Origin of the sequence: Jiella soli, from assembly GCF_020615385.1 — a bacterium.
Lineage (GTDB): Bacteria > Pseudomonadota > Alphaproteobacteria > Rhizobiales > Rhizobiaceae > VKMB-3413.
The window spans coordinates 39,838-65,352 of the sequence record NZ_JAJAVB010000009.1 but is presented as its reverse complement, the minus strand read 5'-3'; the positions used below and the strand labels follow the sequence as shown (position 1 = coordinate 65,352).

General features: G+C 65.6%; 19 protein-coding genes and 1 tRNA gene. 14 read left to right on the top strand and 6 right to left on the bottom strand.

Going from position 1 to position 25,515, the window contains the following annotated elements:
* Positions 1 to 144: 144 nt before the first annotated feature.
* Entirely contained in the window at positions 145 to 897 is a 753-nt protein-coding gene (locus LH400_RS06075; protein WP_229151781.1) for a transferase, read from the top strand.
* Between the two features lie 7 nt (positions 898 to 904).
* On the opposite strand, the gene LH400_RS06070 is transcribed toward LH400_RS06075, so the two are convergent.
* The gene (locus LH400_RS06070; protein WP_229151780.1) at positions 905 to 1,420 is read right to left on the bottom strand and encodes a hypothetical protein; all 516 of its coding nucleotides are present in this window, start codon (positions 1,418 to 1,420) and stop codon (positions 905 to 907) included.
* 126 nt (positions 1,421 to 1,546) lie between these two features.
* Between LH400_RS06070 and LH400_RS06065 the strand changes: the two genes are divergently transcribed.
* The 3 genes from LH400_RS06065 (at position 1,547) to LH400_RS06055 (ending at position 5,471) form a co-directional block, all read left to right on the top strand.
* Positions 1,547 to 3,841: a putative bifunctional diguanylate cyclase/phosphodiesterase gene (locus LH400_RS06065; RefSeq protein ID WP_229151779.1), complete on the top strand. Its 2,295-nt coding sequence runs from the start codon at positions 1,547 to 1,549 to the stop codon at positions 3,839 to 3,841.
* A 61-nt stretch (positions 3,842 to 3,902) separates the two neighbouring features.
* Complete coding sequence (locus LH400_RS06060; protein ID WP_229151778.1) at positions 3,903 to 4,661, top strand: NNMT/PNMT/TEMT family class I SAM-dependent methyltransferase; 759 nt, start codon at positions 3,903 to 3,905, stop codon at positions 4,659 to 4,661.
* A 456-nt stretch (positions 4,662 to 5,117) separates the two neighbouring features.
* Positions 5,118 to 5,471, top strand: coding sequence for a hypothetical protein (locus LH400_RS06055; RefSeq protein WP_229151777.1), 354 nt, complete (start codon positions 5,118 to 5,120; stop codon positions 5,469 to 5,471).
* 92 nt (positions 5,472 to 5,563) lie between these two features.
* Here LH400_RS06055 and LH400_RS06050 read toward each other — a convergent pair whose 3' ends face one another.
* Together LH400_RS06050 and LH400_RS06045 are read right to left on the bottom strand one after the other, a co-directional pair.
* Entirely contained in the window at positions 5,564 to 6,220 is a 657-nt protein-coding gene (locus LH400_RS06050) for a class I SAM-dependent DNA methyltransferase (protein ID WP_229151776.1), read from the bottom strand.
* A 281-nt stretch (positions 6,221 to 6,501) separates the two neighbouring features.
* Complete coding sequence (locus tag LH400_RS06045; RefSeq protein ID WP_229151775.1) at positions 6,502 to 6,975, bottom strand: Lrp/AsnC family transcriptional regulator; 474 nt, start codon at positions 6,973 to 6,975, stop codon at positions 6,502 to 6,504.
* A gap of 134 nt (positions 6,976 to 7,109) precedes the next feature.
* Here LH400_RS06045 and ald point away from each other — a divergent pair, with 134 nt between their 5' ends.
* Complete coding sequence (gene ald, locus LH400_RS06040) at positions 7,110 to 8,225, top strand: alanine dehydrogenase (protein ID WP_229151774.1); 1,116 nt, start codon at positions 7,110 to 7,112, stop codon at positions 8,223 to 8,225.
* A gap of 15 nt (positions 8,226 to 8,240) precedes the next feature.
* On the opposite strand, the gene trhO is transcribed toward ald, so the two are convergent.
* A complete protein-coding gene (trhO, locus tag LH400_RS06035) occupies positions 8,241 to 9,149 on the bottom strand; it encodes an oxygen-dependent tRNA uridine(34) hydroxylase TrhO (protein WP_370638340.1) in 909 nt (302 codons plus the stop codon).
* A 180-nt stretch (positions 9,150 to 9,329) separates the two neighbouring features.
* Positions 9,330 to 9,614: a type II toxin-antitoxin system ParD family antitoxin gene (locus LH400_RS06030; RefSeq protein WP_229151773.1), complete on the bottom strand. Its 285-nt coding sequence runs from the start codon at positions 9,612 to 9,614 to the stop codon at positions 9,330 to 9,332.
* A 159-nt stretch (positions 9,615 to 9,773) separates the two neighbouring features.
* Here LH400_RS06030 and LH400_RS06025 point away from each other — a divergent pair, with 159 nt between their 5' ends.
* The 7 genes from LH400_RS06025 (at position 9,774) to LH400_RS05995 (ending at position 20,449) form a co-directional block, all read left to right on the top strand.
* A complete protein-coding gene (locus tag LH400_RS06025; protein WP_229151772.1) occupies positions 9,774 to 11,171 on the top strand; it encodes a hypothetical protein in 1,398 nt (465 codons plus the stop codon).
* A 359-nt stretch (positions 11,172 to 11,530) separates the two neighbouring features.
* The gene (locus LH400_RS06020) at positions 11,531 to 12,145 is read left to right on the top strand and encodes a YjbE family putative metal transport protein (protein WP_229151856.1); all 615 of its coding nucleotides are present in this window, start codon (positions 11,531 to 11,533) and stop codon (positions 12,143 to 12,145) included.
* Between the two features lie 82 nt (positions 12,146 to 12,227).
* Entirely contained in the window at positions 12,228 to 13,211 is a 984-nt protein-coding gene (locus LH400_RS06015; protein WP_229151771.1) for a YihY/virulence factor BrkB family protein, read from the top strand.
* A gap of 431 nt (positions 13,212 to 13,642) precedes the next feature.
* Complete coding sequence (locus tag LH400_RS06010) at positions 13,643 to 14,284, top strand: TetR/AcrR family transcriptional regulator (protein ID WP_229151770.1); 642 nt, start codon at positions 13,643 to 13,645, stop codon at positions 14,282 to 14,284.
* A 104-nt stretch (positions 14,285 to 14,388) separates the two neighbouring features.
* Complete coding sequence (locus LH400_RS06005) at positions 14,389 to 15,591, top strand: efflux RND transporter periplasmic adaptor subunit (RefSeq protein ID WP_229151769.1); 1,203 nt, start codon at positions 14,389 to 14,391, stop codon at positions 15,589 to 15,591.
* Positions 15,591 to 19,088 (top strand): efflux RND transporter permease subunit, encoded by a 3,498-nt coding sequence (locus tag LH400_RS06000; protein WP_229151768.1) that lies wholly within the window; start codon positions 15,591 to 15,593, stop codon positions 19,086 to 19,088. The genes LH400_RS06005 and LH400_RS06000 overlap by 1 nt, the downstream gene beginning before the upstream one ends.
* Before the next feature lie 218 nt (positions 19,089 to 19,306).
* Positions 19,307 to 20,449 carry a glycosyltransferase gene (locus LH400_RS05995; protein WP_229151767.1) on the top strand — a complete coding sequence of 381 codons (1,143 nt, stop codon included), beginning with the start codon at positions 19,307 to 19,309 and terminating at the stop codon, positions 20,447 to 20,449.
* A 12-nt stretch (positions 20,450 to 20,461) separates the two neighbouring features.
* Here LH400_RS05995 and LH400_RS05990 read toward each other — a convergent pair whose 3' ends face one another.
* Positions 20,462 to 24,247 (bottom strand): histidine kinase dimerization/phospho-acceptor domain-containing protein, encoded by a 3,786-nt coding sequence (locus LH400_RS05990; RefSeq protein WP_229151766.1) that lies wholly within the window; start codon positions 24,245 to 24,247, stop codon positions 20,462 to 20,464.
* 287 nt (positions 24,248 to 24,534) lie between these two features.
* Between LH400_RS05990 and LH400_RS05985 the strand changes: the two genes are divergently transcribed.
* Both LH400_RS05985 and LH400_RS05980 read left to right on the top strand, forming a co-directional pair.
* Entirely contained in the window at positions 24,535 to 24,987 is a 453-nt protein-coding gene (locus tag LH400_RS05985) for a phasin family protein (protein WP_229151765.1), read from the top strand.
* A gap of 249 nt (positions 24,988 to 25,236) precedes the next feature.
* Positions 25,237 to 25,313, top strand: a tRNA-His gene (locus LH400_RS05980).
* Positions 25,314 to 25,515 lie beyond the last annotated feature (202 nt).

Below are 25,515 nucleotides of genomic sequence, written 5' to 3'. Positions count from 1 at the left end.
CGACCAGTCGATCAGCAAGCTTCGCGCTGGGCAAATCCGCGCAGATTTGATTAAACGTTATAAATCGAGGGCATGAGTCTCGGCGATCGGGTCACTTCAGCCTGTTCGCCTTATCAAGCATATTAGGAATGGGACGAGGTGACAATGGGGCGGCTTGTTGTTCGGACGCGGGCTGATTGCGATAAACTCAAGGTCGCGGCGACTGATCTCGAGGATGCCGTATGGGGGCCGCTCGGGTTCCTAAACCACACGAGCGCTCATCGAGAGCACTATGATCGTGTTCTCGAGAATTTCGCCGATTTTCAACTTTGCCTGGTAGATCAGGAGACCGAAGCACCCGTTGCATTGGCCAATTGCGTTCCGATCCACTTCAGCGGAAACGAAACCTCACTTCCACAAGAGGGGTGGGATTGGCTAGTCGCGCTCGGAAGCTCGGTTCCCCAAAAAGGTAACATCAACGCCCTCGGAGCGTTAGCGATCTCGGTTCCGGTAGACGAACGAGGCCGTGGATATGCGTCCAGAATGATTGAAGAATTACAGCAGTTGGCGGTGCGGCGCGGCTACGCCAACATGATTGCTCCAGTGCGACCATCCGCGAAGCACCGCTTCCCGCATGCGGCGATGGCGGACTACATTGCTTGGAAGGATGCGTTCGGGCGCTGCTTCGACCCGTGGCTGCGAAGCCATCTCTCCCACGGCGCCGAAGTCGTGACGACCTGCGAAAAGTCAATGGTAGTTGATGAGCATATCGCGTTCTGGGAAACGTGGTCCGGAAGACGTTTCTCCACGACAGGAAGTTACCTCGTGGAGGGCGCACTTGCGCCGATCTCAGTGGACATCGAGAACCAGCGAGGCCGCTACGAGGAACCTAATGTCTGGGTCATCTATAAGCATTGAAATGCGGTTATCTGCCTCTGCTAAAGAGGCTCGATCGTGATCCGGTGGCTACATTCATTTCCTCATGATCGTCAACATCCGGAAGCGAGAGAGTCCCTGCTGCGAGAGGGTGGCCCTTCGACACTCGACATACCTGCCACATCCAAACACCACGCGACAGGATGTCGTTGGCGCTAGTAAACGGCTGTGCCAAGCGAAAAAGCTGGAATGTCTCCGTCGGCAGCGCCGACGGGAGGTTCACGATCTTCAATAGCTGAATCAATTTTTCCCTAGCGGAGATCGATCTGCCATCTGTGCCCTGCTGGGAAACACGATCAGAAGTGCATCGGAATTGAGCGCCTGGCGCGATGTAGGACATAAAGATCTCGATGTTTTCGACCTTCAACATCCGAGCAGCTACGAGGCCACGATGGGCGCCGATTTCGGCGTCGGACGGGTCAGTGCGGCTCGATACCCGATAGCTGTCAGCTACAAGAGTGGGAAGCCAGCTTCCGAAGGCATTGGAAAGGATGTTGATGGGCATGGAGAGTCCGCCTTCGGTAGCCGGCCGATCTCGGGTGCGGCGTTCTGCAGTCGTATCCAGCAATCGTTCAGGGAATCTTAGCGCGTCCGACCTAACGATGGGCTCCGGAGAAGCGACATGCCACACATGACAGCACACGACCGGGTTTCCAGAGGGAGCACGCGCCGCCTCACGCTCGTCGTCGGCGTTATGATCGTCCTCACCAGCCTCCTTCTGATTGGAGTCATAGCTTACGTCGGTAGAATCGCAGACGTTCAGGAAGCCTCTCAGGAAAAAAATAGGATTGAAAACGCACTCAATCAGAGTGTGGCGCGGGTCCTCGATCAGCAAAAAAGTGTCGCTTGGTGGGACGATGCAGTAAAATTTGTGACACAACAGCCAAACGATGAATTCATCGACAGCAATTTTGGAATTTTTTTAACTGAGACCTATGGTCACGACGAAGTCTATATTCTTAATGCACGCGACGTTCCGGTTTATTCATACTTTGGGATGAAGCGAGAGGAGCCGCAAGCTTTTGAGCGCCGGCGGAATCAACTTGCGTCAGTTATAGCCGCAGTGCGGGGGCAGAAAGATGTTCCTCTAACGGAGAGGCCTGATTTTTTTATCGGCCGGCAACAACACTACGACGTTCTCCGAAAGGTGTTGGCAGTCGCAGCGTGGAAGGGGGCTATTCTTACGATCGACAGGAGACCGGCTATTGTGGCGGCGATCACAATTGTCCCGAACGTCGACATGTCGCTCCTGACCGTACCTCCTGACGTACTTATAAGCATCGATTGGATCGATGCACCGTTTCTCACCCAGATAAGTCAGCTCCTCCTCATTCCCGATATCCGGCTGACGAATGCTGGTGTGACGAACTCTTCCGCAACTGTAACGGAGCCATTCGTCACCGACGATGGCCAAACTCCAAGCGTCCTTGCATGGACGACACGAAGGCCCGGCTGGCCGCTGTTGACACTGGTTCTTCCGCTCGTAGCCGCAGCTGCCATCGCTATGACGGCGCTCTCCGCGAACATGCTGCTGCGCCTGGTGAGAGCCGCAGACGCGCTGTCGTCGCGGGAGCGCGCCGCCAGACACGACGCCGCCCACGACTCCCTATCGGGATTGCCAAACAGGTACTTGTTTGTGCAGGCAATTTCAGAGGCGCTCGATGAACTCAATGCCGATCATGGCGATGTCGGTGTCATCGTCGGCTATCTCGATATCGACCGCTTCAAGGACATCAACGACACGCTCGGGCATAAGGTCGGCGATGAATTGATCCAAGCGGTAGGTCGAAGGCTGCGCGAACATCTCGCTCCATCAGATTTCCTTGCACGGTTCGGCGGCGACGAATTCGCAATCTTCCGCATCGAGCAGGGGGAATCTCACCAGACGCCAATTGAGACCCTCGTCGCGGACGCGTTGGGAAGCCCGCTGCGGGTCCTGAACCACGATATCTCCGTCTCCACTTCAGTCGGACTTGCTCAATCGCCAAGGGACGGTCGATCGACCGACACCTTGATGCGGCATGCTGACATCGCTCTTTACGAGGCTAAGAGACGTGGACGCGCCCAGTTCACTTGGTTCAGCGCTAAGTTAGCAGAAGAGCTCGAACGCAAACGAGAAATCGAGCTTGCGCTCCCGTCAGCACTGGAAAACGGTGAATTCGAGCTCCACTACCAGCCGATCGTCTCGGCGAGGAACAACCAGGTGGTAGGCGTGGAGGCACTTTCTCGCTGGCGACATCCTACAAAGGGCTTTATCCCTCCGGACCGCTTCATATCGGTTGCCGAAGAGATGGGCCTGATGCCGAAGCTGGGGGAGTGGGTCATTCGGGAGGCCCTGAAGCAGGCTGGGTCCTGGCCAGACCTGGAAATCGCTGTCAATCTGTCGCCAGCCCAAGTGCAACATACCGATCTCCTGGGTTTGCTGAAGCAGCTTTTGATTGATAGCGGGGCGCGGCCGGAAAGGATAACACTTGAGATAACCGAGAGCCTGCTTCTAGAGCCGACTCCAAAGACGAGGACCACACTCAAGGAGCTAAGGCAGCTTGGATTTCGAATAGCGCTTGACGACTTCGGGACCGGCTTTTCAAGCCTCAACTATTTGATCGAGTTCGGCTTCGACAAGCTCAAGATCGATCGGTCGCTCGTCAGCGCTCTTTCACAAGCGGGATCCGCCCAGACGGTGGTGCTGTCGGTTATCCAACTCGGCCACGCGCTGGGCATGGAGGTGGTGGCGGAAGGAATTGAAACTGAGGCAGAGGCTGTAACGATGCGATTCTGGGGAAGTGATCAACTACAAGGCTACCTTTTCTCCAAGGCACTGCCCGCCGATGACCTCCAGCATTTCGTCCGCGACTATAACACCCGCACCCCCCAATTGGATCATCACGAGGCCGTCGCCGTGTCCGGAGCGGGAGATTCCGTGTAGGCTGGCGCAGTTTTCCGAGCCGATTCGATGACGTTCGTTATTTTAATTTTCGAAGGAAATCATGCCAGACGAGAAGCTGAACCGCCGCAACGCCGATTTCTCGTGGTCCGAGTTTGATTCAGAGTACTACTTTCAGCACTATTATGGCGAGCCACATCGAGACGATGAAGACCTCGTCCGATTTACCTGTAGTGCATTTAAAGAATTGATGGACAAGGATCAATTGCTTGATATCCTTGATGTTGGGACAGGTCCAAGTCTTATTCCCCTCATGTGCGCATCGCCTCTAGCATCTAAGGTGACTGCGTGGGAATATTCTGAAAGCAACATTCGTTGGCTGCGGCACGAGTTGGCGAGCGCAGTGCCACGCCCGCAATGGGATCATTTCTGGGCCGTTGCAAGGGCGACATATGCGCCAGAATATCGCCTGCCTGAGAACCCTCTGGAATCGCTGCGTGGAAGGACGGAGATCCGGCACGGGTCAATATTCGACCTCCCAAAGCGATCCTGGGACGCAGCGACTATGTTCTTCTGCGCGGAATCGATCACTGGCAGTCGCGATGAATTCCGGCGTGCCTGCTCGCATTTCGCCCAAGCCGTTAAACAGGATGGTCTTCTCGTGGCGGCGTTCCTTGTAGGATCGTCGCGCTATGAGGTTGCCGATCGTCCATTTCCCATCCTGAATGTCTCCGACGCAGACATCAGGGAAGTATTCGAGCCTCTGGCCGCGGATATCCAAGCGACAACGATCGGCATCGTCGAAGAGGAGATCCGGAGCGGCTATTCCGGAATGCTGTTTATGACAGCACGATCTACGTAGCGCACCGTTAGCGCAGCAGGCTCAGGTACTATACGAAACAATGTCTTAGGAGCAGTATCTGCGAACTGAAAATCGCAGTGTCGGTGGTTCGATTCCACCCCTGGGCACCATCCATCATCTCCAAGTCCAGCTAGAGACATGGCACGCGAGGCGGTCCGAGGGTCGTGCGCGTTCGCTTTGGATCACGCGACGATCTTCCCCGAAGATGGTGCCGTCGGCTTACTGTTGGATCATCGACCGATTCTTTGCGGGTGCGGCCCCTCGGCGGGCCGTCGGAACGCCGAACGCCGAACGCTGAGCCCGATTCGGCGATGACGGAGCGGGAGGCCAATTCGGCCGCTCGCCGAACCGAACATCACGCTGTCAATCCGTCACCTTCGATCCTATCAATATCTCGGTGGCGCGATCCGACACCCGGTCGCATCCGCAGACACTCCGGGAGGATCGATCGGTCGCATGAGGAACAGGTTTGGATTGGCGGTTGTCGTCGCCGTCACGACGGTCGCCCATGCCGGTTTCGCTGGGGCGGCTCCGCGAACCGTCGTCGGGAAGTGGCGCTATGAAGACGGGTCCTGTCAGCGCCCGGCGGATGTGATCGTCATTGCGCCCAAAGGCATGGGCAGCGACGAATGGTTCTGCGAGTTCGACACGGTGTCCCGGACAGGCAACCGCGTCACCTGGACCGGGCGTTGCGAGAGTGCGAACGGCGAGTTGCTCGCGCGCCGTGTGGACGCGACCGAGAGACGGGGCCGGCTGACCATCGAATTCGACGGAGCGGCGAACGGTCCCTTCGTCCGCTGCGGGCGGTAACGGACCCTCCGTAGCCGCAGGCTTCGGGAAAAAGCAACCGCCCGGCGGGTATCCACCGGACGGTTCGCGCGATCGGCGCGGGGCGCCTTGCGTCAGTCGGTCTTCGGACCTTTGCCATAGACCCAGTAATGCGCGCCCTCTTCGGCGATGTAGCGCGCGTCCGGCAGCATGGTGACGAGATGGAGGATGCCCTCGCGCTCCACCGCCTCGCTGTCTTTCTTGTACTGGGTGTCGTCGAGATAGCTGTTGCGGGTCGAGACGATCAGATAGCCGCCATCGGCGAGGTAGCCGGCGAGCCGCTTCAGCGCCATTGGCTCGACATGGCCGAGCGTGAACACGCCGCAGCACACGATCATCTCATAGGTCTCGCCGAGCGGGTTCGGCTGATCCTTGTTGAGGTCGACGCCGCCTTCGAGCTTGCCGTAGATCTCGGCCCGTCTGGCGATGTCGACCATCTCCTGGGACAGGTCGAAGCCGTCGATGGCCGTGAACCCCTTCTTCGTCAGCTCGATCCCGGCGAGCCCGGTGCCGCAGCCGGCGTCCAGCACCTTGATCTCGGCCGGCGGCTTGCCGAGGAACGAATCGGCCACCATCGCGGCAAGGCTGGCCACGACGCGCGGCCCGCCATAGTCCTCGCTCCTGACGTCGTCGTCATAGCGAGCTGCCCATTCGGCATAGTATTCTTCGAGTTTCGTCGCGTTTCCAGATAGTTCATGCGAAGCATGAATCGTGTTAACGGAGTCCTCCAATACACAACCTTTCGTTTCTGTGAAACATCAGGACGAAGAAGCTTATACGGCAGTGCGAGACGGATTTCGACCCGACTTGCCGAATTAATTTTTGATGACGGTGATTGCTGGTTCACAAGATCCGAAATTACCTATTGTGAAACAAACGCTTGTCACGTTTCGAGCAGGACTTGATCGATGGTGCGTAGCGGCATCGAAAACCTGTCCGATCCGGCGCGCGGGGGTGCGTTCGGGCAGCCGCGGCTCGATCCTCTTGACCGGGGACGAGGACGCGCCGGGGCTCAGCAGCCGGGGTCGAGTGAGACGACCGGCCGGTCGAGAACCTCCCGCAGGGCGAAGGAGGAGTTGATCCGCACGACATGCGGAAAGGCCGAGAGATAGGTCTTGTGGATCCGCTCGAAGTCCTCCAGGTCGCGCGCGGCGACGCGCAGGATGTAGTCGTATTCACCGGACATCAGGAAGCAGACGAGGACGTTCGGGCAGCGGCGCACGGCCGCCTCGAATTCGGCAAGCTGACGCTCGCTCTGTCCGGACAACGCGATGTTGACGAGGACGGTGATCGGATGGCCGAGTGCGCGGTTCGACAGGCGCGCGTGATAGCCGGCGATCGCACCGTCCGCCTCCAGCCGGTCGAGCCGGCGCGAGCACGCCGATGGCGACAGGCCGACCCGTTCCGCAAGGGCATTGTTGGACAGCCGGCCCTCGCGCTGGAGGGTGCGCATGATGGCGATATCGAATCGATCGAGAGGCGGCATGTGGCGGATTGTTGCGGCATCGCGGGATGTGCGCAAGGATTTTGCGCTGGCAGCTCCGCTCACGGCCGGTTCGCCGGGACTTTGCGAACGATCTCACGCGTCATGTGTTCTCACCTGAGCAACGGAGAGCCTCAATGCGCGTCGGATGCCCGAAAGAGATCAAGAACCACGAATACCGGGTCGGGCTGACGCCGGCGGCCGCCCGCGAATATGTCGCCCATGGCCATCAGGTGCTGATCGAGGCCGGCGCCGGGGCGGGCATCGACGCGGCCGATGCGGATTACGAGGCCGCCGGCGCGACGATCGTCGCGACCGCCGCCGAGATCTTCTCGGGCGCCGACATGGTGGTGAAGGTCAAGGAGCCGCAGCCGGCCGAATGGGCGCAGCTGCGGGAGGGCCAGATCCTCTACACCTATCTTCATCTGGCACCGGACCCGAAGCAGACCGAGGGGTTGATCGCCTCCGGCGTCACCGCCGTCGCCTACGAGACCGTTACCGACGCACGCGGCGGGCTGCCGCTGCTCGCGCCGATGTCGGAGGTCGCCGGTCGCCTGTCGATCCAGGCCGCGGCAAGGGCGCTGGAAAAGGCGCATGGCGGACGCGGCGTCCTTCTCGGCGGCGTGCCCGGGGTTTCGCCGGGCAAGGTGGTGATCATCGGCGGCGGCGTCGTCGGCAAGGAAGCGGCCAAGATGGCGATCGGTCTCGGTGCCGACGTCACCATTCTCGACCGGTCGATCCCGCGGCTTCGCGAACTCGACGACCTCTTCGCCGGCCGGGTCCACACCCGCTTCTCGACGCCGACGGCGATCGAGGAGGAGGTGTTCGCGGCCGATGCCATCATCGGCGCCGTCTTGATCCCCGGCGCCTCGGCGCCGAAGCTCGTCACCCGCGCGATGCTGTCCGGCATGAAGAAGGGGGCCGTGCTGGTCGACGTCGCGATCGACCAGGGCGGCTGCTTCGAGACCTCGCATGCGACGACCCATGCCGAGCCGACCTTCGAGATCGACGGCGTGGTGCACTACTGCGTCGCCAACATGCCGGGCGCCGTGCCGATCACCTCGGCCCATGCGCTCAACAATGCGACGCTGCCCTTCGGCCTGGCGCTCGCCGATTGCGGCATCGAGGCGCTGAAGGCCGATCCGCATCTGATGGCCGGGCTCAACGTCCATCGCGGGCATGTCACCAATCGCGCGGTGGCGCAGTCTCTCGGGCGCGAGATGGTGGATGCGAGGGACGCGCTGACGGGTTGAGGCGAATACCGCCCGTCAGGAAATCGCCAAACTCATCTGCCGCTGGCGCTCGCGCAGCGCCGCGGCCTTTTCCTCGGTGAGCGTTCCCGCGCAATACGGGCAGGCGACGCCTTCCTCGTAGTCCGGGGCGGCGCGGTCGTCCGGCGACAGCGGCGCCCCGCAGCCATAGCAGGCGCTCCAGGCGGTCGGCGCGAGGCCGTGCCCGACGGCCACCCGCCCGTCGAAGACGTAGCAATCGCCCTGCCAGCGGCTTTCGTCGGCCGGGACCTCTTCCAGATATTTCAGGATGCCGCCCTTGAGGTGGTAGACGGTCTCGAAGCCCGCCGCGAGCATGAAGGCCGAGGCCTTCTCGCATCTGATGCCGCCGGTGCAGAACATCGCGACCTTGCGGTGCTTGCCGGGGTCGAGCCGATCCGCCACGAAGCCCTTCAACTCGGTGAAGCTCTCGATGCCCGGGTCGACCGCGCGCTCGAACGTGCCGACCTTGGTCTCGTAGACATTGCGCGTATCGAGGACGAGGACCTCCGGATCGGCGATCACCGCATTCCAGTCGCGGGCTTCGACATAGGTGCCGACGGCAACGCCCGGATCGGCTTCGGGTGCGCGCATGGTGATGATTTCGGGGCGGATGCGGACCTTCATGCGGGCGAAGGGCCAATCGGGCGCGGCCGAAAACTTCACCTCCTCGCACGGAAGGGCGAAGCGCCGGTGGAGCTCCGCGACCAGCGCTTCGATCGCGTCAGGCGAACCGGCCACCGTTCCGTTGACGCCTTCCGGCGCGATCAGGATCGTGCCGCGCAGGGCCCTGTCGCGGCAGAAGGCGAGGAGATCCTGCTTGAGGTCCGGAAGGTCCCGAAGCGACAGGAAGCGGTAGAAGGCGGCGACGGTGAGCGACATGGCGGTGACATAGCGAGCCGGCGCCACGCTGACAAACGCAGTTTTTGCGGGCGACGGCGGGGCGGGAAGGGCGTCTTCGCAGCGTCTCGGGATAGGCGGCTACCCCGCCTCTGCGGTCACGTCCTCCGGCCGAATGCGCCGGCTGCCGTGCAGCACGCGCAGGATCGTCCTCGGCGCGTTGCGTCAAAGCGATCGGCAACGAACCCATCAGCCCGCTTTGCGCGACTGCCTTTCGGCAAGCCGCTGCCGAGCCTTTGCAAGGAACGCTTCTCGGTCCCAGGGTTCTGCGGGACCGCTATCGATCTCCTCCTGGATGAGACGGCGCAGCTCGTCCCGGCTATAGCCGAAAAGATCGCGGCGCTCCTTCCACTCCCGCAATGCCTCGCCAATGACTTCGCTGGCGTTGCCGTATGCTCCCGCCTCGACGGCCTCATCGACCGCGGCGGCAAGTTCGCTGGAAAGGCTGATCGTGCGGTTGTCGGCTTTGGGCATGACATCAACTCCCCATTTCACGCTAGCACCGGGTCCGACCGGAGGCCTGCATCCTCCAGCGATCGCCAGCGGTCTTCGAAATTCACCTTTCGCCCGTGACGCCGGCGCCGAAGATGCTAAGACACCGGGAGCAATCCCGTCCGGAGCCTCCTTCCCGCCGTGCTCGACCGTGTCCTTGGAATCGTGCTGATCGCGACTGCGGTCGCCGTGGTATTACGCGAGTGGATCGGCAGCGAAATGGCGGCGCTGGTCGGATCGGCGGGGGTCGTCGTCTTCCTGGCGCTCGCCACGCCCACCGCCCGTCGGTCGCGCCAGGCTTTCGTCGCGATCGGGCTCGTGCTGATGCTCGCCGCCTTCGCTTTGCGCGCCGACTGGGTCAGGATCGTCCTGAAGGGGCTGGAGGAGGGGGCGTTCATCGCGACCTTCTTCATCGCCCTCGCCTCGCTCAGAAATCCCGCCTCGACCTCGCCGGCGATCGAGCGATGCGGCCAGTATCTCGCCAGCCAGCCGCCGGGCAAGCGCTATCTGTCGCTGACCATCGGCGGCCATCTCTTCGCGCTGCTTCTGTCCTACGGCTCGATCACGCTGCTCGGCGGCCTGACCGAGAGCATCGCCAACCGCGAGCCGAACGTGGAAGTGCGCGAGATCCGCAATCGCCGCATGCTGCTCGCGATCCAGCGCGGCTTCTGCGCCTCGCTCCTGTGGTCGCCGCTCGCCTTCGCGATCGCGATCTCGACCTCGATCATCCCCGGCTCGTCCTGGAGCGGCGTCGCGGGGCTGGCGATCTTCCATGCCGCGTTGATGACATTCATCGGCTGGGCGCTCGACACGATCTACAAGCCGAAGCTGACGGCCTCCGCCACGGCCTCGATCGCCGGCGCCCGGCAGACTCAAGGGAGCTGGCGGGACCTGCAGCCCCTCGTCCTCCTCCTCGCCTTGCTCTTTGCCGCGGTCGGAACGCTGGAAATCCTGACCGGGCTGAGGGTCATCGCGGTGGTCATGCTGATCGTACCGTTGATTTCGCTCGGCTGGATCGCCATCCAGGTCTCGGGCGGAGCCGGGCCGCATCTCGGCCTCGGCGGACGGCTGACCAAGCTCGCCTTCTCCGAGTTCCCGTCCTACCGCTCCGAACTCGTCCTCCTCGTCATGGCCGGCGTGATCGGTGCCATCGGCGGAGCGCTCCTGAAGCCGCTCACCGCCGGCCACGCGATCGACTTCGGCATCGCGCCGCCCTGGATCATACTGGTCGCCATGATCTGGATCATCCCGCTGCTCGGCCAGGCCGGCATGAACCCGATCCTGTCGGTCTCGCTTCTCGCGCCGCTCCTGCCCGACCCCGCGGCCATGGGCGTCTCTCCGAATGTCGTCGTGCTCGCGCTCACGGCCGGCTGGTCGCTGGCCGGCGCGACCTCGCCCTTCACGGCGACGACGCTGCTGATCGGCCGTCTCGGGCATACCACGGCGCTGAAGGTGGGGCTGGTCTGGAACCGCAGCTTCGTCCTGATCGCCGGCCTTGCCCTGTCGGCTTCGGTGGCGGTCGCGTCGATTTTCGTCTGAGGAGAATCCGCGCGATCGCGGGGCGCCGTCCCGTCATCCCGCAGGGCCGGAGCCCAAATTTTGCTTATGGAGAGCTTACAAATTCTCAGTTTACCGAAATCCGGCGATCTGCAAACTGTCCTTCGAGAGCCGAACCGGCGCAGAACGCAAAGGCTGCGGCGAAGCCATCCGGCCCGCCAGAGCGTGACGTTTTCAGGGGCAAGGGACAGGTCCGCAAATCTCAACGGTGCCCAACGGTGCGGGCCGGCCCTTTCCGGCCCGGCGCGGTTTTTCTGCCGCGCCGGGCCGTTCTGCGCCCGCTTCGTCCCGCATCGAACGGACAACGCGCCGGCGACCGCCGCGACTGGTGCTCGCCGGTGATGGACGCTCTCACGCTCCACGGGCTGATGGCCTTGGCCCAGGTGGTCTTCATCGACCTCGTTCTGGCGGGCGACAATGCGGTGGTGATCGGGCTCGCGGCGGCTGGCCTGCCGCCGGAGCAGCGTTCGAAGGCCGTGCTGATCGGCATCGCCGCGGCAACCCTCCTCAGGATCGGGTTCGCCGTTGTGGCAACGGAACTCCTCGAGATCGTGGGACTGCTTCTGGCCGGCGGTCTGCTCCTGCTCTGGGTCACCTGGAAGCTGTGGGCCGAACTGCGCGAGGGGGCGGGCGAAGGCGCTCTTGCCGAAGGCGCCGACGGCGCGGGGATGCCGCGAAAGAACCTCGCCTCGGCGGTCTGGACGATCATCGTCGCCGACGTGTCGATGTCGCTCGATAACGTCATCGCGGTCGCCGGGGCAGCTCGCGACCACCTCGTCGTGCTCGGCCTCGGCCTGGTCCTGTCGGTGGCGCTGATGGGACTGGCGGCCACCCTGATCGCGCGGCTGCTCGCGCGCCATCGCTGGATCGCCTATGCCGGGCTCCTGGTGATCCTCTTCGTCGCGCTGCGGATGATCGTCGAGGGCGCGATGGAGGTCGCGCCCCTGGTGGGCTGAGCGGACCGGAGAATTGCGGCTGACGAAGCGGACGGCGCGCCTAGATTGAGGGGCAGCTGCCCCCTTATGACGCAAGAGGCCGATGACCTTCCTTCGCCTTGTCCGCACGAGCCTGATCGGCTGGTGGAACGATCGCTGCCTCAGCCTTGGCGCGGCGCTTTCCTTCTACACCATCTTCTCGATGGCGCCGGTTCTGTTGATCTCCATCAACATCGCCGGCTTCTTCTTCGGCCGCGAAGCGACCCGCACCGCGATCGTCGGCCAGATCTCCGGGATCGTCGGCGAGGGCCCGTCGCAGGCGATCCAGACCATGCTCGAGAGCGCCGCGCATTTCGGCACCGGGCTGTGGACGACGCTCGTCGGCATCGTCGTCTTCATGGTCCTGGCGACTGGCGCGATCGTCGAACTGCGGGACGACCTCCACCAGATCTGGAAGACCGAACCGAACATCCCGCCGCTGACACTCGCGGTCAGAAGCCAGATCTTCGCCTTCTCGCTGGTGCTGACGATCGGTTTCCTCTTACTCGTCTCGCTGGTGATCAATACCGGCCTGACGGCGTTCGCCGCCTATCTGACCGGCCATGTGGAGGGGGCGTCGGTCCTCGTCTTCCTGGTCAATACGCTGTTCTCGATCGCCGCTTCGACGGCGCTCTTCTCGGTGATCTTCAAGATCCTCCCGGAGGTGCGCATCGCCACCTGGGACGTGTTCGTCGGGGCCTTCCTGACGGCGCTGCTGTTCGAGCTCGGCAAGTTCCTGATCGGCCTCTACATCGGCGCGATCGGTCTCGCCTCGACCTATGGCGCGGCCGGCTCGCTGGTGACGATCCTGCTCTGGGTCTACTACTCCTCGCAGATCCTCTTATTCGGCGCCGAGTTCACCAAGGCCTATGGCGAACATCGCGCCGGTCCGACGTCCGATCCGCACGCCGTGGCAGGGGATGCGCCGCCGCCGACGGAGGAGGAGGCGAAAGCCGAGGCCGAGGCGGACGCGGCGGCCGACACCGCCGAGCGCTCCGGCCAGAAGCCTGCGCCGAAGCGCATGCCGCGGACGCCCGACCGCGTGTAACGAGCGATCAAGGGCGCGGTTGCGCGCCGGACAGGTTTCCGTCGGTGCCTGCGCGCTTCAAGTCTCGGGATCGGAGATGGCGGCGAGTGGGCCGCGCCGCCGAGAACCGGCCGCCTTCGCGCATGCCTGCCTCGCGCGCATCGAAAGGCCCTTGTCAAAGACGGTCGGACCCTGGCATGGCGGTCGCGCAGGCCCCACCTGCCGTGAGGGCTGCATATCGGATTCCTTAACCGCGTGGCGTTATCAAATCTGCGACGCAGCCGGAGCGTGCTGCGGCGTATCGCGGCCGCCGGAGAGCATCAGCCTGCGGGGTCAGCGAAGGCTCCCGTGCATGTCGCTCGCGGCCTGAATTGCTGCACTGCATCTCGACAAGATCCAGTCGCGGGGGTATATGCGAACGATCGTTCGCTCTCATCCTGTCTGGAATGCCGTTGTCCGCGATTTCGTCCGCCCCGCAGACCCCGCCCGCCGAGCGCGTGCAGCCCAGCGCCCATGAGGAGCGCCAGGCTCATATCCTGATGGCGGCGCGCTCCTGCTTCGCCCGCGCCGGCTTCCATGGCGCGTCGATGCAGCAGATCTGCGCGGAAGCGAAGATGAGCCCCGGCGCGCTCTACCGCTATTTTCCGTCGAAGGACTCGATCATCGAGGCGATCGCGGAGGAGGAGCGGGTCCAGGCGGCCGAATGCATGGCTGCGCTCTCCTCGCACGGACCGCTGGTCGACCGGATCACGCAGGTCGGTGTCGATTATCTGCGTCAGATCCGGGACGACGAATCCGGCGGGCTGATGGTCGAGATCTGTTCGGAAAGCCTGCGCAACACGTCCGTGGGCCAGCGCTTCAAGGATATCGAGATGGAGGTGCGCGGCGCCATGCTGAGCGCCCTCAGGCGCGGTCAGGAGATGGGTGAGGTTGATCCGGCGATCGACCTCGAGGTCGTGCTGACCGTCCTGTTCGCGGTCGGGGACGGGCTGGTGATGCGGCTGCAGTTCGAGCCGACCGATCCGGAGACCATCCGTCCCTATCTGAGGCGGGTCGTCGCGGGCCTGCTTGCGCCCGGCGCGCCGGGCGAATGACGTAGGCCCGGCCGCGGCGCGCAGCCACATGGCGCAGCGCGGCGGCAGCGCCCAATTACGGTCCGCGAGGACCGTGCGTGAAATTGAGATTTCGAGGCATGCGTATGTCTATCCGTTCCTTCACCGCCCAGCTTGCAACGCTCGCGCTCTTTGGCGTGCTCAGCGTCGGCGCGGCGGTTTCAGCGGCCGCCGAGGACGCTCCCGCGGGGACGGTCCAAACGCCGCAGCCTCCGAGCATATCCGTCACGACCGCCCGCGTCCGGGAGCTCGTGTCGGCCCTCACCGTCACCGGCACGCTCACCCCGCGTGAGACGGTCGTCGTGGGCGCGGACGTGGAAGGCCTGCGCGTCGCCGAGCTCCTCGCCGAGGAGGGCGACATGGTGACCAGGGGCGAAGTCCTGGCGCGGCTCGAGACCGACATGATCGACACCGACCTAGCCCAGAACACCGCCCAGATCGCGCGGGCCGAGGCCGCGCTCGGCCAGGCGCAGACGCAGATCGAAAACGCACAATCGGTGGTCAAGGAGGCCGAGGCGGCGCTCGCCAGAGCCCAGCCGCTCGCCAAGAAGGGGATCGTCGGCCAGGATGTCCTCGACCAGCGCGTTCAGGCCGCGACCTCGGCCCGGGCGAGCCTTGCCAACGCCAGGCAGGGGGTCGCGGTGGCCGAGGCCGACAAGGCGGTCCTCGAGGCGACGCGCAAGCAGCTCGAGCTGAGGAAATCGAAAGCCGAGATCAAGGCGCCCACCGACGGCCTCGTCCTGTCCCGCTCGGTCAGGCTCGGCGGCATCGTCTCGTCGGCGAGCGGCGCGCTGTTCGAGATCGCCCGAGACGGCCTGATCGAACTCGCCGCCGCCGTCCCCGAGACGCAGCTTGCCGGGCTGTCCCAAGGCCAGCCCGTCACCGTCCACCTGCCCGGCAGCGAGAAGTCCTTCGAAGGCAAGATCCGCCTGGTGTCGCCCAAGGTCGACGAGACGACGCGGCTCGGCGATGTGCGTATCGCGCTGCCGAAGTCGGATGCGCTGCATGCCGGCTCGTTCGCCAGGGGCGTCGTCGAGATCGCGCGTGATCGCGGCGTCGTCGTGCCGCGCACTGCGGTCATCTTCGACGGGGACAAGGCCACCGTCCAGGTGGTCGAGAACGGAACCGTCAAGACCCGGACGGTCGAGACGGGGATTTCCGACGGCGATTCGATCGAGATAAGGACGGGCGTGAAGGAAGGCGAGGATGTCGTCGCGCTGGCCGGCACCTTCGTGCGCGACGGCGACGCCGTCACGCCCGTTCCGATGAAGACGGCGGAGGCCGAGTGATGAACTGGAACTTCTCCAGCTGGGCGATCCGCAACCCGGTTCCGCCGGTCCTGCTCTTCGTGGTCCTGATTGCGCTCGGGCTCGTCAGCTTCTCCGGGCTGCCGATCACCCGCTTTCCGAACATCGACGTGCCGGTGATCACCGTCCAGGTGACCGAATCCGGCTCGGCGCCCTCGGAGCTCGAGACCCAGGTCACCAAGAAGGTCGAAGACGCGATCTCGAGCGTCTCCGGCATCAAGCACGTCACCTCGACGATCACCGACGGCTCGTCGGTGACGGCGGCCGAGTTCCGGCTCGAGATCGACAGCAGCCGGGCGCTCGACGACGTCAAGGACGCTATCGCCAAGATCCGCTCCGACCTGCCGGCGACGATCGAGGAGCCGATCATCCAGCGGCTTAATGTCGAGGATCAGTCGATCGTCACCTATGGCGCTTATGCGCCGGGCAAGACGCCGGAACAGCTCTCCTGGTTCGTCGACGACACGGTGATCCGCGCCCTGCAGGGGCTGAAGGGCGTCGGCCGGGTCGAGCGCATGGGCGGTGTCGAACGCGAGATCCAGGTGCGGCTCGATCCGGACCGTCTCGCCGCGCTCGGCGTCACGGCGGCGCAGGTCAACGCGCAGCTGCGCTCGACCAATGTCGACCGCTCCGGCGGCCGGGCCGAGTTCGGCGGCCAGGAGCAGGCGATCCGCACGCTCGCCGCCGCCGACACGGTCTCGGGTCTCGCATCCACCAAGATCTCGCTCGCGGGCGGGCGCCAGGTGCGCCTGTCGGATCTCGGCGAGGTGATCGACGCCTGGGAGGAGCCGCGCTCCTTTGCCCGGCTCGACGGGCAGCCGGTCGTCGCCTTCTCGATCTATCGTGCCAAGGGCGCCTCCGACACGACCGTCGCCGACGCGGCGGCGGAGAAGGTTGCCGAACTCGCCAAGGCCTATCCGGACGTCACCTTCGCCAATATCGACGACAGCGTCACCTCGACCTTCGGCAACTATCAGTCGGCGATGGAGACGCTGGAGGAAGGCGCACTCCTCGCCGTCATCGTCGTTCTCCTGTTCCTGCGCGACTGGCGCGCGACGGCCGTCGCTGCGATCACCCTGCCGCTGGCGGCGATCCCGACCTTCTGGGCGATGGATTTGATGGGGTTCTCGCTCAACCTCGTCAGCCTTCTGGCGATCACCCTCGTCACCGGCATTCTCGTCGACGATGCGATCGTCGAGATCGAGAACATCGAGCGGCACATGGCGATGGGGAAGACGCCCTATCGTGCCGCGATGGAGGCGGCGGACGAGATCGGCCTCGCCGTCATCGCGATCACGGCGACGATCATGGCGGTCTTCGCGCCGGTCTCCTTCATGGGCGGTATCGCCGGGCAGTACTTCAAGCAGTTCGGCCTGACCGTCGCGATGGCCGTCTTCTTCTCGCTGCTCGTCGCGCGGCTGATCACGCCGATGCTCGCCGCCTATTTCTTCCGGCCGCACGCGACCGAGGGCCCGGGCTTCTTCCGGCTGTTCGGCAGGAAGCTCGGCCTCTTCGGCCCGCTGGCGGTGCTTGCGATCGGCGCGCTCTTCGCGCTCGTCTTCATCCCCGGCGCCGATCTCGGCAACGGCTTCGTGGCGACGGTCGCCTCCTATGCGGGAATGCTGCCCGAGGTGAGCTACGAGCGGGCGGTGGAGCTGTCGCTCGCCATCGGCGGCGGCGCGATCATCCTCGCCGCGCTTCTCGCCTATATCGCCCGGCCGCACCGGGTCGAGCATCGCGACGGGCTCGTCATGCGGGCCTATACCGGCATTTTGCGCGTGACCGTGCGCTGGCGCTGGCTGACGCTGATCGCCGGCATCGGTCTCTTCGTGCTGTCGATGATGAGCACGAAATACCTGCCGACGGGCTTCATTCCCAAGGAGGATTCCTCGCGCATCGTCGCCTCGCTCGAACTGCCGCCGGGCGCGACGCTCGAGGACACGCGTCAGGCGGCCGACAAGGCGATGCGGACCATCAAGGAACTGCCGGAGGTCCGGAGCGTCCTCGTCATCGGCGGGTCGAGCCCGACGGGAACGCTGGAACTGCGCCGGGCGGCGCTGACCATCAACCTGTCGCGCAAGTGGGAACGCACCCGCAGCCAGGCAGAGCTGGAGCCGATCATCGCCGACAAGCTGGCGGCCATTCCCGACATCCGCTCCTTCTACGTCAACGATCGCGGCGAGCGCGAACTCTCCGTCGGAATTCTCGGCGCTGACGGCGACAAGGTCGCCGACGTCGCCTCGCGCCTGGAAAGCGAGATGCGGCGCGACCCGATGTTCTCCAACCCTTCGGCGATGGCCTCATTCCCGCGCCCGGAGATCCGCATTCGGCCGCGCCTCGACCAGGCCGCCGATCTCGGCGTGACGCCCGACCAGATCTCGCAGACCGTCCGGGTCGCCACGATCGGCGATGTCGGCGCCAACCTTGCCAAGTTCAATGTCGGCGCGCGGCAGGTGCCGATCCGCGTCGAACTCGAGGAGAACGCCCGCAAGGACCTGTCGACGATCAAGAACCTGCGGGTCACGACGGCTGCCGGCGCCTCCGTGCCGCTCGACTCGGTCGCCGACATCCGCTTCGGCCAGGGCCCCTCGACGATCGACCGCTACGACCGGGATCGCCTGGTCAAGGTCGGCTCGTCGATGATGCCCGGCTACGAGATCGGACAGGGACTGGAGAAGATCAGGGAACTGCCGGCGGTCAAGAACATGCCCGAGGGCGTGCGGCTGCAGGAGACGGGCGATGCCGAGATCCAGGCCGAGGTGTTCGGCGGTTTTGCGCAGGCGATGGGCGCCGGCATCATGATGGTGCTCGTCGTCCTGATCCTCTTGTTCGGCAGCGTCTTCCTGCCGATCACCATTCTCGCCTCGCTGCCCCTTTCGGTCGGCGGCGTCGTCGGCGCGCTGCTCCTGACGCACAATGCCGTCTCGATGCCGGTCGTCATCGGCATTCTCATGTTGATGGGCATCGTCACCAAGAACGCCATCATGCTTGTCGACTTCGCGGTCGAGCAGGAAAAGCATGGCGTCAGCCAGACCGAGGCGATCATCGATGCCGGCCGCAAGCGGGCGCGCCCGATCATCATGACGACCCTCGCCATGGTCGCCGGCATGGTTCCGGCGGCGATGGCCTCGGGCGAGGGCGGCGAGTTCCGCGCGCCGATGGCGATCGCGGTGATCGGCGGCCTGGTGGTCTCGACCGTCCTGTCGCTGGTCTTCATCCCCTCAGTCTACACGCTGATGGACGATCTCAGCCATGTCACCGGCCGGCTGTTCCGGTGGATGCTGAAGCCGAACCGCGCGGAGGAAGAGCCGGGCCATGTCGGCGGCGAGCTGGCCGTGGCCTATTCCGGCCAGATCCTGCCGGCGAACCAGCCGGAGCTCCTGCCGGCCGCCCCGACCTGGCAGCGGGTGACCGAGTTCCCGCACAAGGTCCGGCCGGAACGCGATCAGCCCGCGGGACTGCAGCCGGCGGCCGAATAGAGGCATCGGCGGCAGCGCATAGCGTGCACAAGGCGCGACCGGGACTCCGCGTCGCACCGGCCGGATGCTACAGCATCGGCCCGAAAATCGGAATCGATTTTCGGAAAGCACGATGCGAAGATTCAATGAGTTAGAGCGTCCTTTGCGCGTCCAAACGGACGCGCGGCGCTCTAAGGCCTGTCGCCGAGTCATCGTCAAGCAGAGGTCGCAGCCGCCGCATGCAGCCCGTTCCGCCGAGAGCCAAGATCGCCTTCGTGGCGACCGAGGACTGGTTCGTCGCCTCGCATTTCCTGCCGATGATCCGCGCGGCCGCCGGGCTCGGGCTGGAGGTGATCGTCGCGACGCGGGTGCGCGATCATGCCGGCCCGATCGCGGCGGCCGGCGGGCGCCTGGTGCCGCTCGAGGCCGAGCGGCGCAGCCTCAGCCCGTTCGCGACGGCATCGGCGGTGTCGCGGCTCGCCGCGATCTTCCGGACGGAACGGCCGGACATCGTCCACTGCATTTCGCTGAAGGGCATCATGACCGGCGCTGCGGCGGCGCGGCTCGCCGGCATCGACCGGCGCATCCTCGCCGTCACCGGCTTCGGCCTTCTGGGCGCCAAGACCGACCTCGTCGGGCGATCCGCCCGGCTGGCCCTGCGCGCCGCGATCCGCAGCGGGCTCGCCTCTGCCGGCACGCACTTCCTCTTCGAGAACTCCGACGACCCCGCTCTGCTTGGCCTTGCGGCAACGGACCCGCGCGTGACCATCGTCGGCGGCGCCGGGGTCGATCCGCAGGCCTTCGCGGCGGCGCCGATGCCGCTGCAGCCGCCGCTGAAGGTCGCGCTCGTCTCGCGCATGCTCTGGTCGAAAGGGGCGGACATTGCCGTCGAGGCCGTGACCAGGGCGCGCGCCCGCGGTCATGACATCACGCTGTCGCTTTACGGCGCACCGGACCCCGACAATCCGAAGGCGATCCCCGGGGCGCGGCTGGCGGAGTGGCAGAGTCGCGACGGCATCGCCTGGCATGGCCGGACCCGCGACGTCGGGGCCGTCTGGCGCGGCTACCACGTCTGCTGCCTGCCCTCGCGGGGCGGCGAGGGTCTGCCGCGTTCGCTTCTGGAAGGCGCGGCCTGCGGGCGTGCGATCCTCACCACCGACGTCCCGGGGTGCCGCAGTTTCGTGCGCGACGGGGTGGAGGGCTTCGTGGTTCCGCCGGACGACGCGGCGGCGCTTGCCGAACGGCTCGCCGAACTCGCCGCCGATCCGGCCCGCGTCGCCGCCATGGGCGCGGCCGCCCGCGCAAGGGTTCTCGGCGGCTATACCGAGGAGGCGGTCATGGCGACCGTCGCCGATCTCTATCGCGGAATGCTGGCGCGGTAGGCGCGCGGGCCGTCAGTCGATGAGAACGCGCGCCGGCGGAAAGACGATCTCGAAGAGGGTCCCCTCGCCGGGGGACGAGGAAACCGTGAAGGTCGCCCGGTTGGCCTCGACCATCGCCTTGGTGAGGGCGAGCGCGAAGCCGCCTCCCTCGGCCGGTGCGCCCTGCGGCCCGCCCTCGTGCATCGGACGCATCAGCGCCGTGATCTCGTCCTCGCGCAGGCCACCCCCGCTATCGCGGACGCGCAGGGCGACGCCCTCCTGCGCGTCGTAGCGGGTGGAGACGATGACCTGGCCGCCGGCCGGCGTCGAGCGGATGGCGTTGGCGACGAGATTGCCGGCAACTTGCCGCAAGGTGGCGCGGTCGGCGACCACCGGCGGCACGGAAGAGGGCAGGTGGGTGCGCACGATCACCCGTTGGCGCTGGGCCTGCGGGCCCGTCACCGCCGCGACCTCGGTCACCACTTCGGTCAGGGAGATCGCCTCGAAGGCGAGGCTCAGACGGCCGGTCTCGATCTTCGAGATGTCGAAGAGCTCGTTGATAAGATCGAGCACGTGATGGCCCGAGCGCTTGATGTCTTCCAGATATTCCAGATAGCGCGGGTTCTCGATCGGTCCGAGGCTTTCCGAGACCATCAGGTCGGCAAAGCCGACGATGGCGTTCAGCGGCGTGCGCAGCTCGTGCGAGACGTTGGCGAGAAATGCGCTCTTGTGCATGCTCTCGGCCTCGGCCGCATTGCGCGCCCTGACGAGATCCTCCTCGATCTCCTTGAAGCGGGTGATGTCCCGCACGACGGCGGCAAAGCCGCGCCCTTCGGGCAGGCGCACCAGTCGGACGGCCATCGGGACGAAGCCGCCATCGGCGACCCGGCCGATGGCGTTGCGTTCCGCGATAGGCGAAGCCGGCGGACCGGCATCGCCAGCCTCTTCGCCATTGCCGCCATTGCTGGCGCGCAGCCGCTCGAGATCGCCGCGCAGGCCCTTCTGGCTCTCATGCGCGAACAATGCGGCAAAGGGTCTTCCCGCCACGTCGTCCTCGGGAATGGCGAACAGCGAATGCGCTGAAGAATTCATCGTCCGCACGGCGCCGGCCTCGTCGATCAGGACGACGCCATCGGCCGCCCGGTCGAGCACGGCTGCGAACTCCGCCGCGTCCTTGCCGCCCGCGTCGGCGCTCCCGCCGGCTTGGGCTTCGGCATCGGGGGCGACGGCCACCGCGGCCGGGCCGAGGCGGTCGAGCGTGGCGGCGCAGAGCCGGGGCGAAGCGAAATAGGACATCACCAGGCAGGACTGCCCGGCGATCGTCGCGCGCTGGAGATGCGCCCGGACCGACAGCCGGTCGCCATTCGCCCTTTGCAGCGTGACCGCGCCGTTGGCGCCCGTCACCGCGTCGGGCTCGCAGACGAGAGCGTCGAGGCCGCCCGCGGCGACGAGGGCGGTAAGGTCTCCATAGCCCGTGAGGTCCAGGAACTCGCGGTTGGCGTAGACGAGTTCGTCGCGGCGGCGCACCAGGATCGGCATCGGCAGGAAGCCGTATATCCGTTCCAGCCCGCTGCTGAACTGCGCGTCGTCCTCATCGGCAGGAGACGCTTCCCCCTCCTGCGCTGCCATGGCTTCGGCCGGCTGCATCTCGCGCCTCGGCGGATGCCCTGTCGCGGGCCGGTCGATCGCGGCGGGAGCCGCGTTCCGGGGGTCTGCCGTGGGGGTATCGGGTGCGTCCGGCGAACCGGCGGCATCCGCTTCCCCGCCAAGGATGTCGGCGGTCCCCGTGCGGCCTTCCTCGATCGCCTCGATACGGGCGGAGGCCAGCCTGACCGCCTCTTCGAGATCGCGCGGGCCCGGTCTGTCGGCCAGCCGCTCGCCGATCGCCCGGAAGGCGTCCTCCTCCGCCGGACTGAGGGTTCCATCCTTCAAGCGGCGACGCTCTTCCAGCCGGATGATCTTGCGCGCCTCCTCGGCGCCGTCCGGTCCGGCCGGCCGCTCGGACGGATCGCGGCGTCCGAACGGAACGTCGGCGGAATCGGGCGAAATGCTCTGGAGGAGGGCTTTTGCCATCCGGGCTTCGCCCGAGACCGGGGGATCGTCCTCTCTCCTCATCTCCGACCCGGCAGGCTCGCCCGCCATGGCCTGGCCGAGCGACAGGCCGAGCGCATCCGGATCGGCGACGGAATCGGCGAGCCGGGCGATGCCGAACCCGCGAAATCCGTCGAAGCTGCGGTCGCGCGCATAGACAGGAAGCGCGGCGAGATCGACCGGCGCCCGCATGGCGGCGTTCTGGACCGGCCAGAAGACCGTGCGGCCGGACCAGGTGTCCCGGCGCTGCAGCAGCCTTTCGACAGCGCCCTCGGGATCGAGCCGATAGGCGCGCGCCACCTCCGAAAAGCTGCGATCGAGAACATCGGCGGAAAGCGGCCCGACCGCCCGCGCGAATTCCGGCGACAGCGAGCGGAAGCGGCCTTCGGCGTCGAGCCGCCAGACGAAGCGGACCGGCGCAACGTCGAACAGCGGCAGGAAGGGTTCGTCCTCGCCCTCCGACAGCCCGCCGACATGCGGGAAGTCGGCCGCCGTCACCGGACGGACATCCGCCTTCTGCGCGCCAGTCGCCTCGGCGGCCGCTGCCACGGCTTCCGCCTCCGGCGCAGTTTCGTCGGGCTCGTCCGATGCGGTCCCGTCCTCGGCGGAGGGCTCGGCTTCGGGCGGTGGCGGCACGTCGGCCGTTTCCTCATCGGACGTCACCGCATCGTCCTCGGCGACAGGCTCGGGCCCGGCGGCAGCCGGCGCGGAGGCTTCCGGGGGCTCTGTTGCGGTCTCGGCGTCGGTCGCCGCATCCTGCGGTCCAACGCTCCAGAGCGAATGCCTGCGAAGCGGGCGCGACACGGTCTCCGCGTCCCCGCGCCGCGGACTCGCGGCCTCTTCCTGCATGTTGCCGGGCAAGGCGGGGGGCGCGCTCTCCTGTTCGTCGGGCTCCCCTTCGCCCGAAGCGGCGGCCGCGGGTTCATCCGCCTCTGTGCCGGCTTCCGGCGGACCATCTTCCTGCGCCGCCACTCGCCCGGTCGCCGCCTCGGCTGCACTGGCGCCCCAGCTTGAATGGAGGCGCTGGGGCCCGGTGGCCGCGAGCGGAGCCTCGGCCGCGACTTCCGTCACGGGTTCGTCCGGTGCCGCATCGTCCTGGCGCGGCGGGGACACCAGCCAGGCCGCGATGCGGTCCGCCGCGATGCGGGCGAGGCCGACCTGGGAGCCGTCCGCCGCCTCGAGGCTTCCCGTCTCCTCGTCCGAGGCGGCAAAGGCGCTGACCGCCTGCGCATCGAGCGTATCGGGAAAGGCCGTGGCGGGCGCAGCGGCAAGCTGGATGCCGTCGGATCCGTAGAGTCCTGCCGCTCCGGCCTCGGCCAAAAGCCGCGCATCGCGCGTCTCGGCCGTCTCCGGCGTCCGTCCGGCCATCTCGATCCGCATCAGCGCGCAAGCGCCTGCCTCCGGCACGTCGAATTGCGTGAGTTCGGCGGTCAGCGGTCTGGCGAAGCCCATGGCGGCCGGGCGGATCATGGCCGTTGCACGGCCCTTGCGGCTCAACGTACCCGCTGCGGCGCGCAGTTGCCGCAGCATGGCCGGCGAGGCGCCGGACGGCTCGGCCTTCGCGCCGGCCGAAGCGGGGCCAAAAAGCGCTGCCCCCGCCTGGTTGACCCAGACGAGAGCCGACATGTCCGCCGAGAACACGGCAAGCGCGGCAGAGGCGGTGTTGGCCGTCCGCACGAGCGGCGTTGCCATGATCGCCAACGCATTGGGCACCGTCGATGTCGCCATCGGTTACGCTTCCACTCTGGCCGCCCGCCTGCCGCGAGGGGCTCCTCCGCATTCGGATTCTTCGGCCGCTTTAAGAATGGATTCATAATAGCCTGCATCCGGCGAATAAAGCCGCCGACCATGCGAACCCGGCCCTAGTCGCCCGGAAGGGTTAACGTTTCCGCGAGAGCGAGCCGGAATCGTGGGGAGTATGTTGCACTGCACAAATAAAAATGATAAACAAAGAGGCATCCGCTGGTCGCAATACAGGCGGTGGTCCAGAGAATAATTCATAAGGAGACAGTCGAATGTCCGACGCCAGAGATCCGTTCGCGATGCCGAACCCGCAGTCGATGATGGGCATGGATCCCAGCCAGATGACCGAGACCTTCCGCGCCATGACGCAGAAGTCGATGGAGCAGTCGAAGGAAGCCTATGGTCGGATGAAGTCGGCCGCCGACGAGGCGACGCGCGCGCTTGAGTCGACGATGGAGAACGCCCACCAGGGTTCGCTCCAGCTGTCGAAGAAGGCCATCGACGCGATGCGCACGAATGCCGAGCTCGGTTTCCAGCATCTCGACCAGATGATGGCCGCCAAGTCCTTCGCCGACATCATCGAGATGCAGACCGCCTATGTGCGCAAGCAGATCGAGATGGCGACCGACCAGGTCAAGGACATGCAGTCGCTGACCCAGAGCGTCGCGCAGGACATGCTGAAGCCGGGCCGCGAAGCGTTCCAGAAGGCTTCCGGCAACCACTGACTTCGGACGGGCGGGATTTTTCCCGCAGTCGCCGCGGCACATCGAGACATGTCGCCGGTCGCGGGTTGCTTCCGCGGCCGAGCTGCCGTTCGGCGCATTAGCGTGGACGGCCTCTGCCCAGGCGGCTTAAGCTAGGCCGCGCCGCCGCCTCTTCATGCGCCGTGCCGCGATGCCGGATGCGCATTCTGCGGGCTTGCGCATGGCGGCGAAAAATCTTATTCCCAGCCTCAAGCGGCCTTGCCCGCGCGTGCGGTTGTAGCTCAGTTGGTTAGAGCGTCGGATTGTGGCTCCGAAGGTCGGTGGTTCGAACCCACCCAACCGTACCATTCTCTTAATCTTCTCTCGGACATCAGCTTAGCGCAGACCGCAGTGACCGCCTGTGTCCCGGTGTGCGCGCGTGATCCTTGTGCTCCGCCGCCAATCGTTGCGCGGCCGTCGTGAGACGTCGGTGCGGTAGCCCCTTCCATTCATCTCATCGTCGATAAGGCAGTCGGATTCCGGCACCCGGACCCCTTGCATCGCGGGCCG

Bases quoted from the DNA above. Each gene is read 5' to 3' on its own strand.
- LH400_RS06075 (WP_229151781.1), top strand. From the start codon at position 145: ATGGGGCGGCTTGTTGTTCGGACGCGGGCTGATTGCGATAAACTCAAG.
- LH400_RS06070 (WP_229151780.1), bottom strand. From the start codon at position 1,420: ATGCCCATCAACATCCTTTCCAATGCCTTCGGAAGCTGGCTTCCCACT.
- LH400_RS06065 (WP_229151779.1), top strand. From the start codon at position 1,547: ATGACAGCACACGACCGGGTTTCCAGAGGGAGCACGCGCCGCCTCACG.
- LH400_RS06060 (WP_229151778.1), top strand. From the start codon at position 3,903: ATGCCAGACGAGAAGCTGAACCGCCGCAACGCCGATTTCTCGTGGTCC.
- LH400_RS06055 (WP_229151777.1), top strand. From the start codon at position 5,118: ATGAGGAACAGGTTTGGATTGGCGGTTGTCGTCGCCGTCACGACGGTC.
- LH400_RS06045 (WP_229151775.1), bottom strand. From the start codon at position 6,975: ATGCCGCCTCTCGATCGATTCGATATCGCCATCATGCGCACCCTCCAG.
- ald (WP_229151774.1), top strand. From the start codon at position 7,110: ATGCGCGTCGGATGCCCGAAAGAGATCAAGAACCACGAATACCGGGTC.
- LH400_RS06030 (WP_229151773.1), bottom strand. From the start codon at position 9,614: ATGCCCAAAGCCGACAACCGCACGATCAGCCTTTCCAGCGAACTTGCC.
- LH400_RS06020 (WP_229151856.1), top strand. From the start codon at position 11,531: ATGGACGCTCTCACGCTCCACGGGCTGATGGCCTTGGCCCAGGTGGTC.
- LH400_RS06015 (WP_229151771.1), top strand. From the start codon at position 12,228: ATGACCTTCCTTCGCCTTGTCCGCACGAGCCTGATCGGCTGGTGGAAC.
- LH400_RS06005 (WP_229151769.1), top strand. From the start codon at position 14,389: ATGTCTATCCGTTCCTTCACCGCCCAGCTTGCAACGCTCGCGCTCTTT.
- LH400_RS06000 (WP_229151768.1), top strand. From the start codon at position 15,591: ATGAACTGGAACTTCTCCAGCTGGGCGATCCGCAACCCGGTTCCGCCG.
- LH400_RS05995 (WP_229151767.1), top strand. From the start codon at position 19,307: ATGCAGCCCGTTCCGCCGAGAGCCAAGATCGCCTTCGTGGCGACCGAG.
- LH400_RS05990 (WP_229151766.1), bottom strand. From the start codon at position 24,247: ATGGCGACATCGACGGTGCCCAATGCGTTGGCGATCATGGCAACGCCG.
- LH400_RS05985 (WP_229151765.1), top strand. From the start codon at position 24,535: ATGTCCGACGCCAGAGATCCGTTCGCGATGCCGAACCCGCAGTCGATG.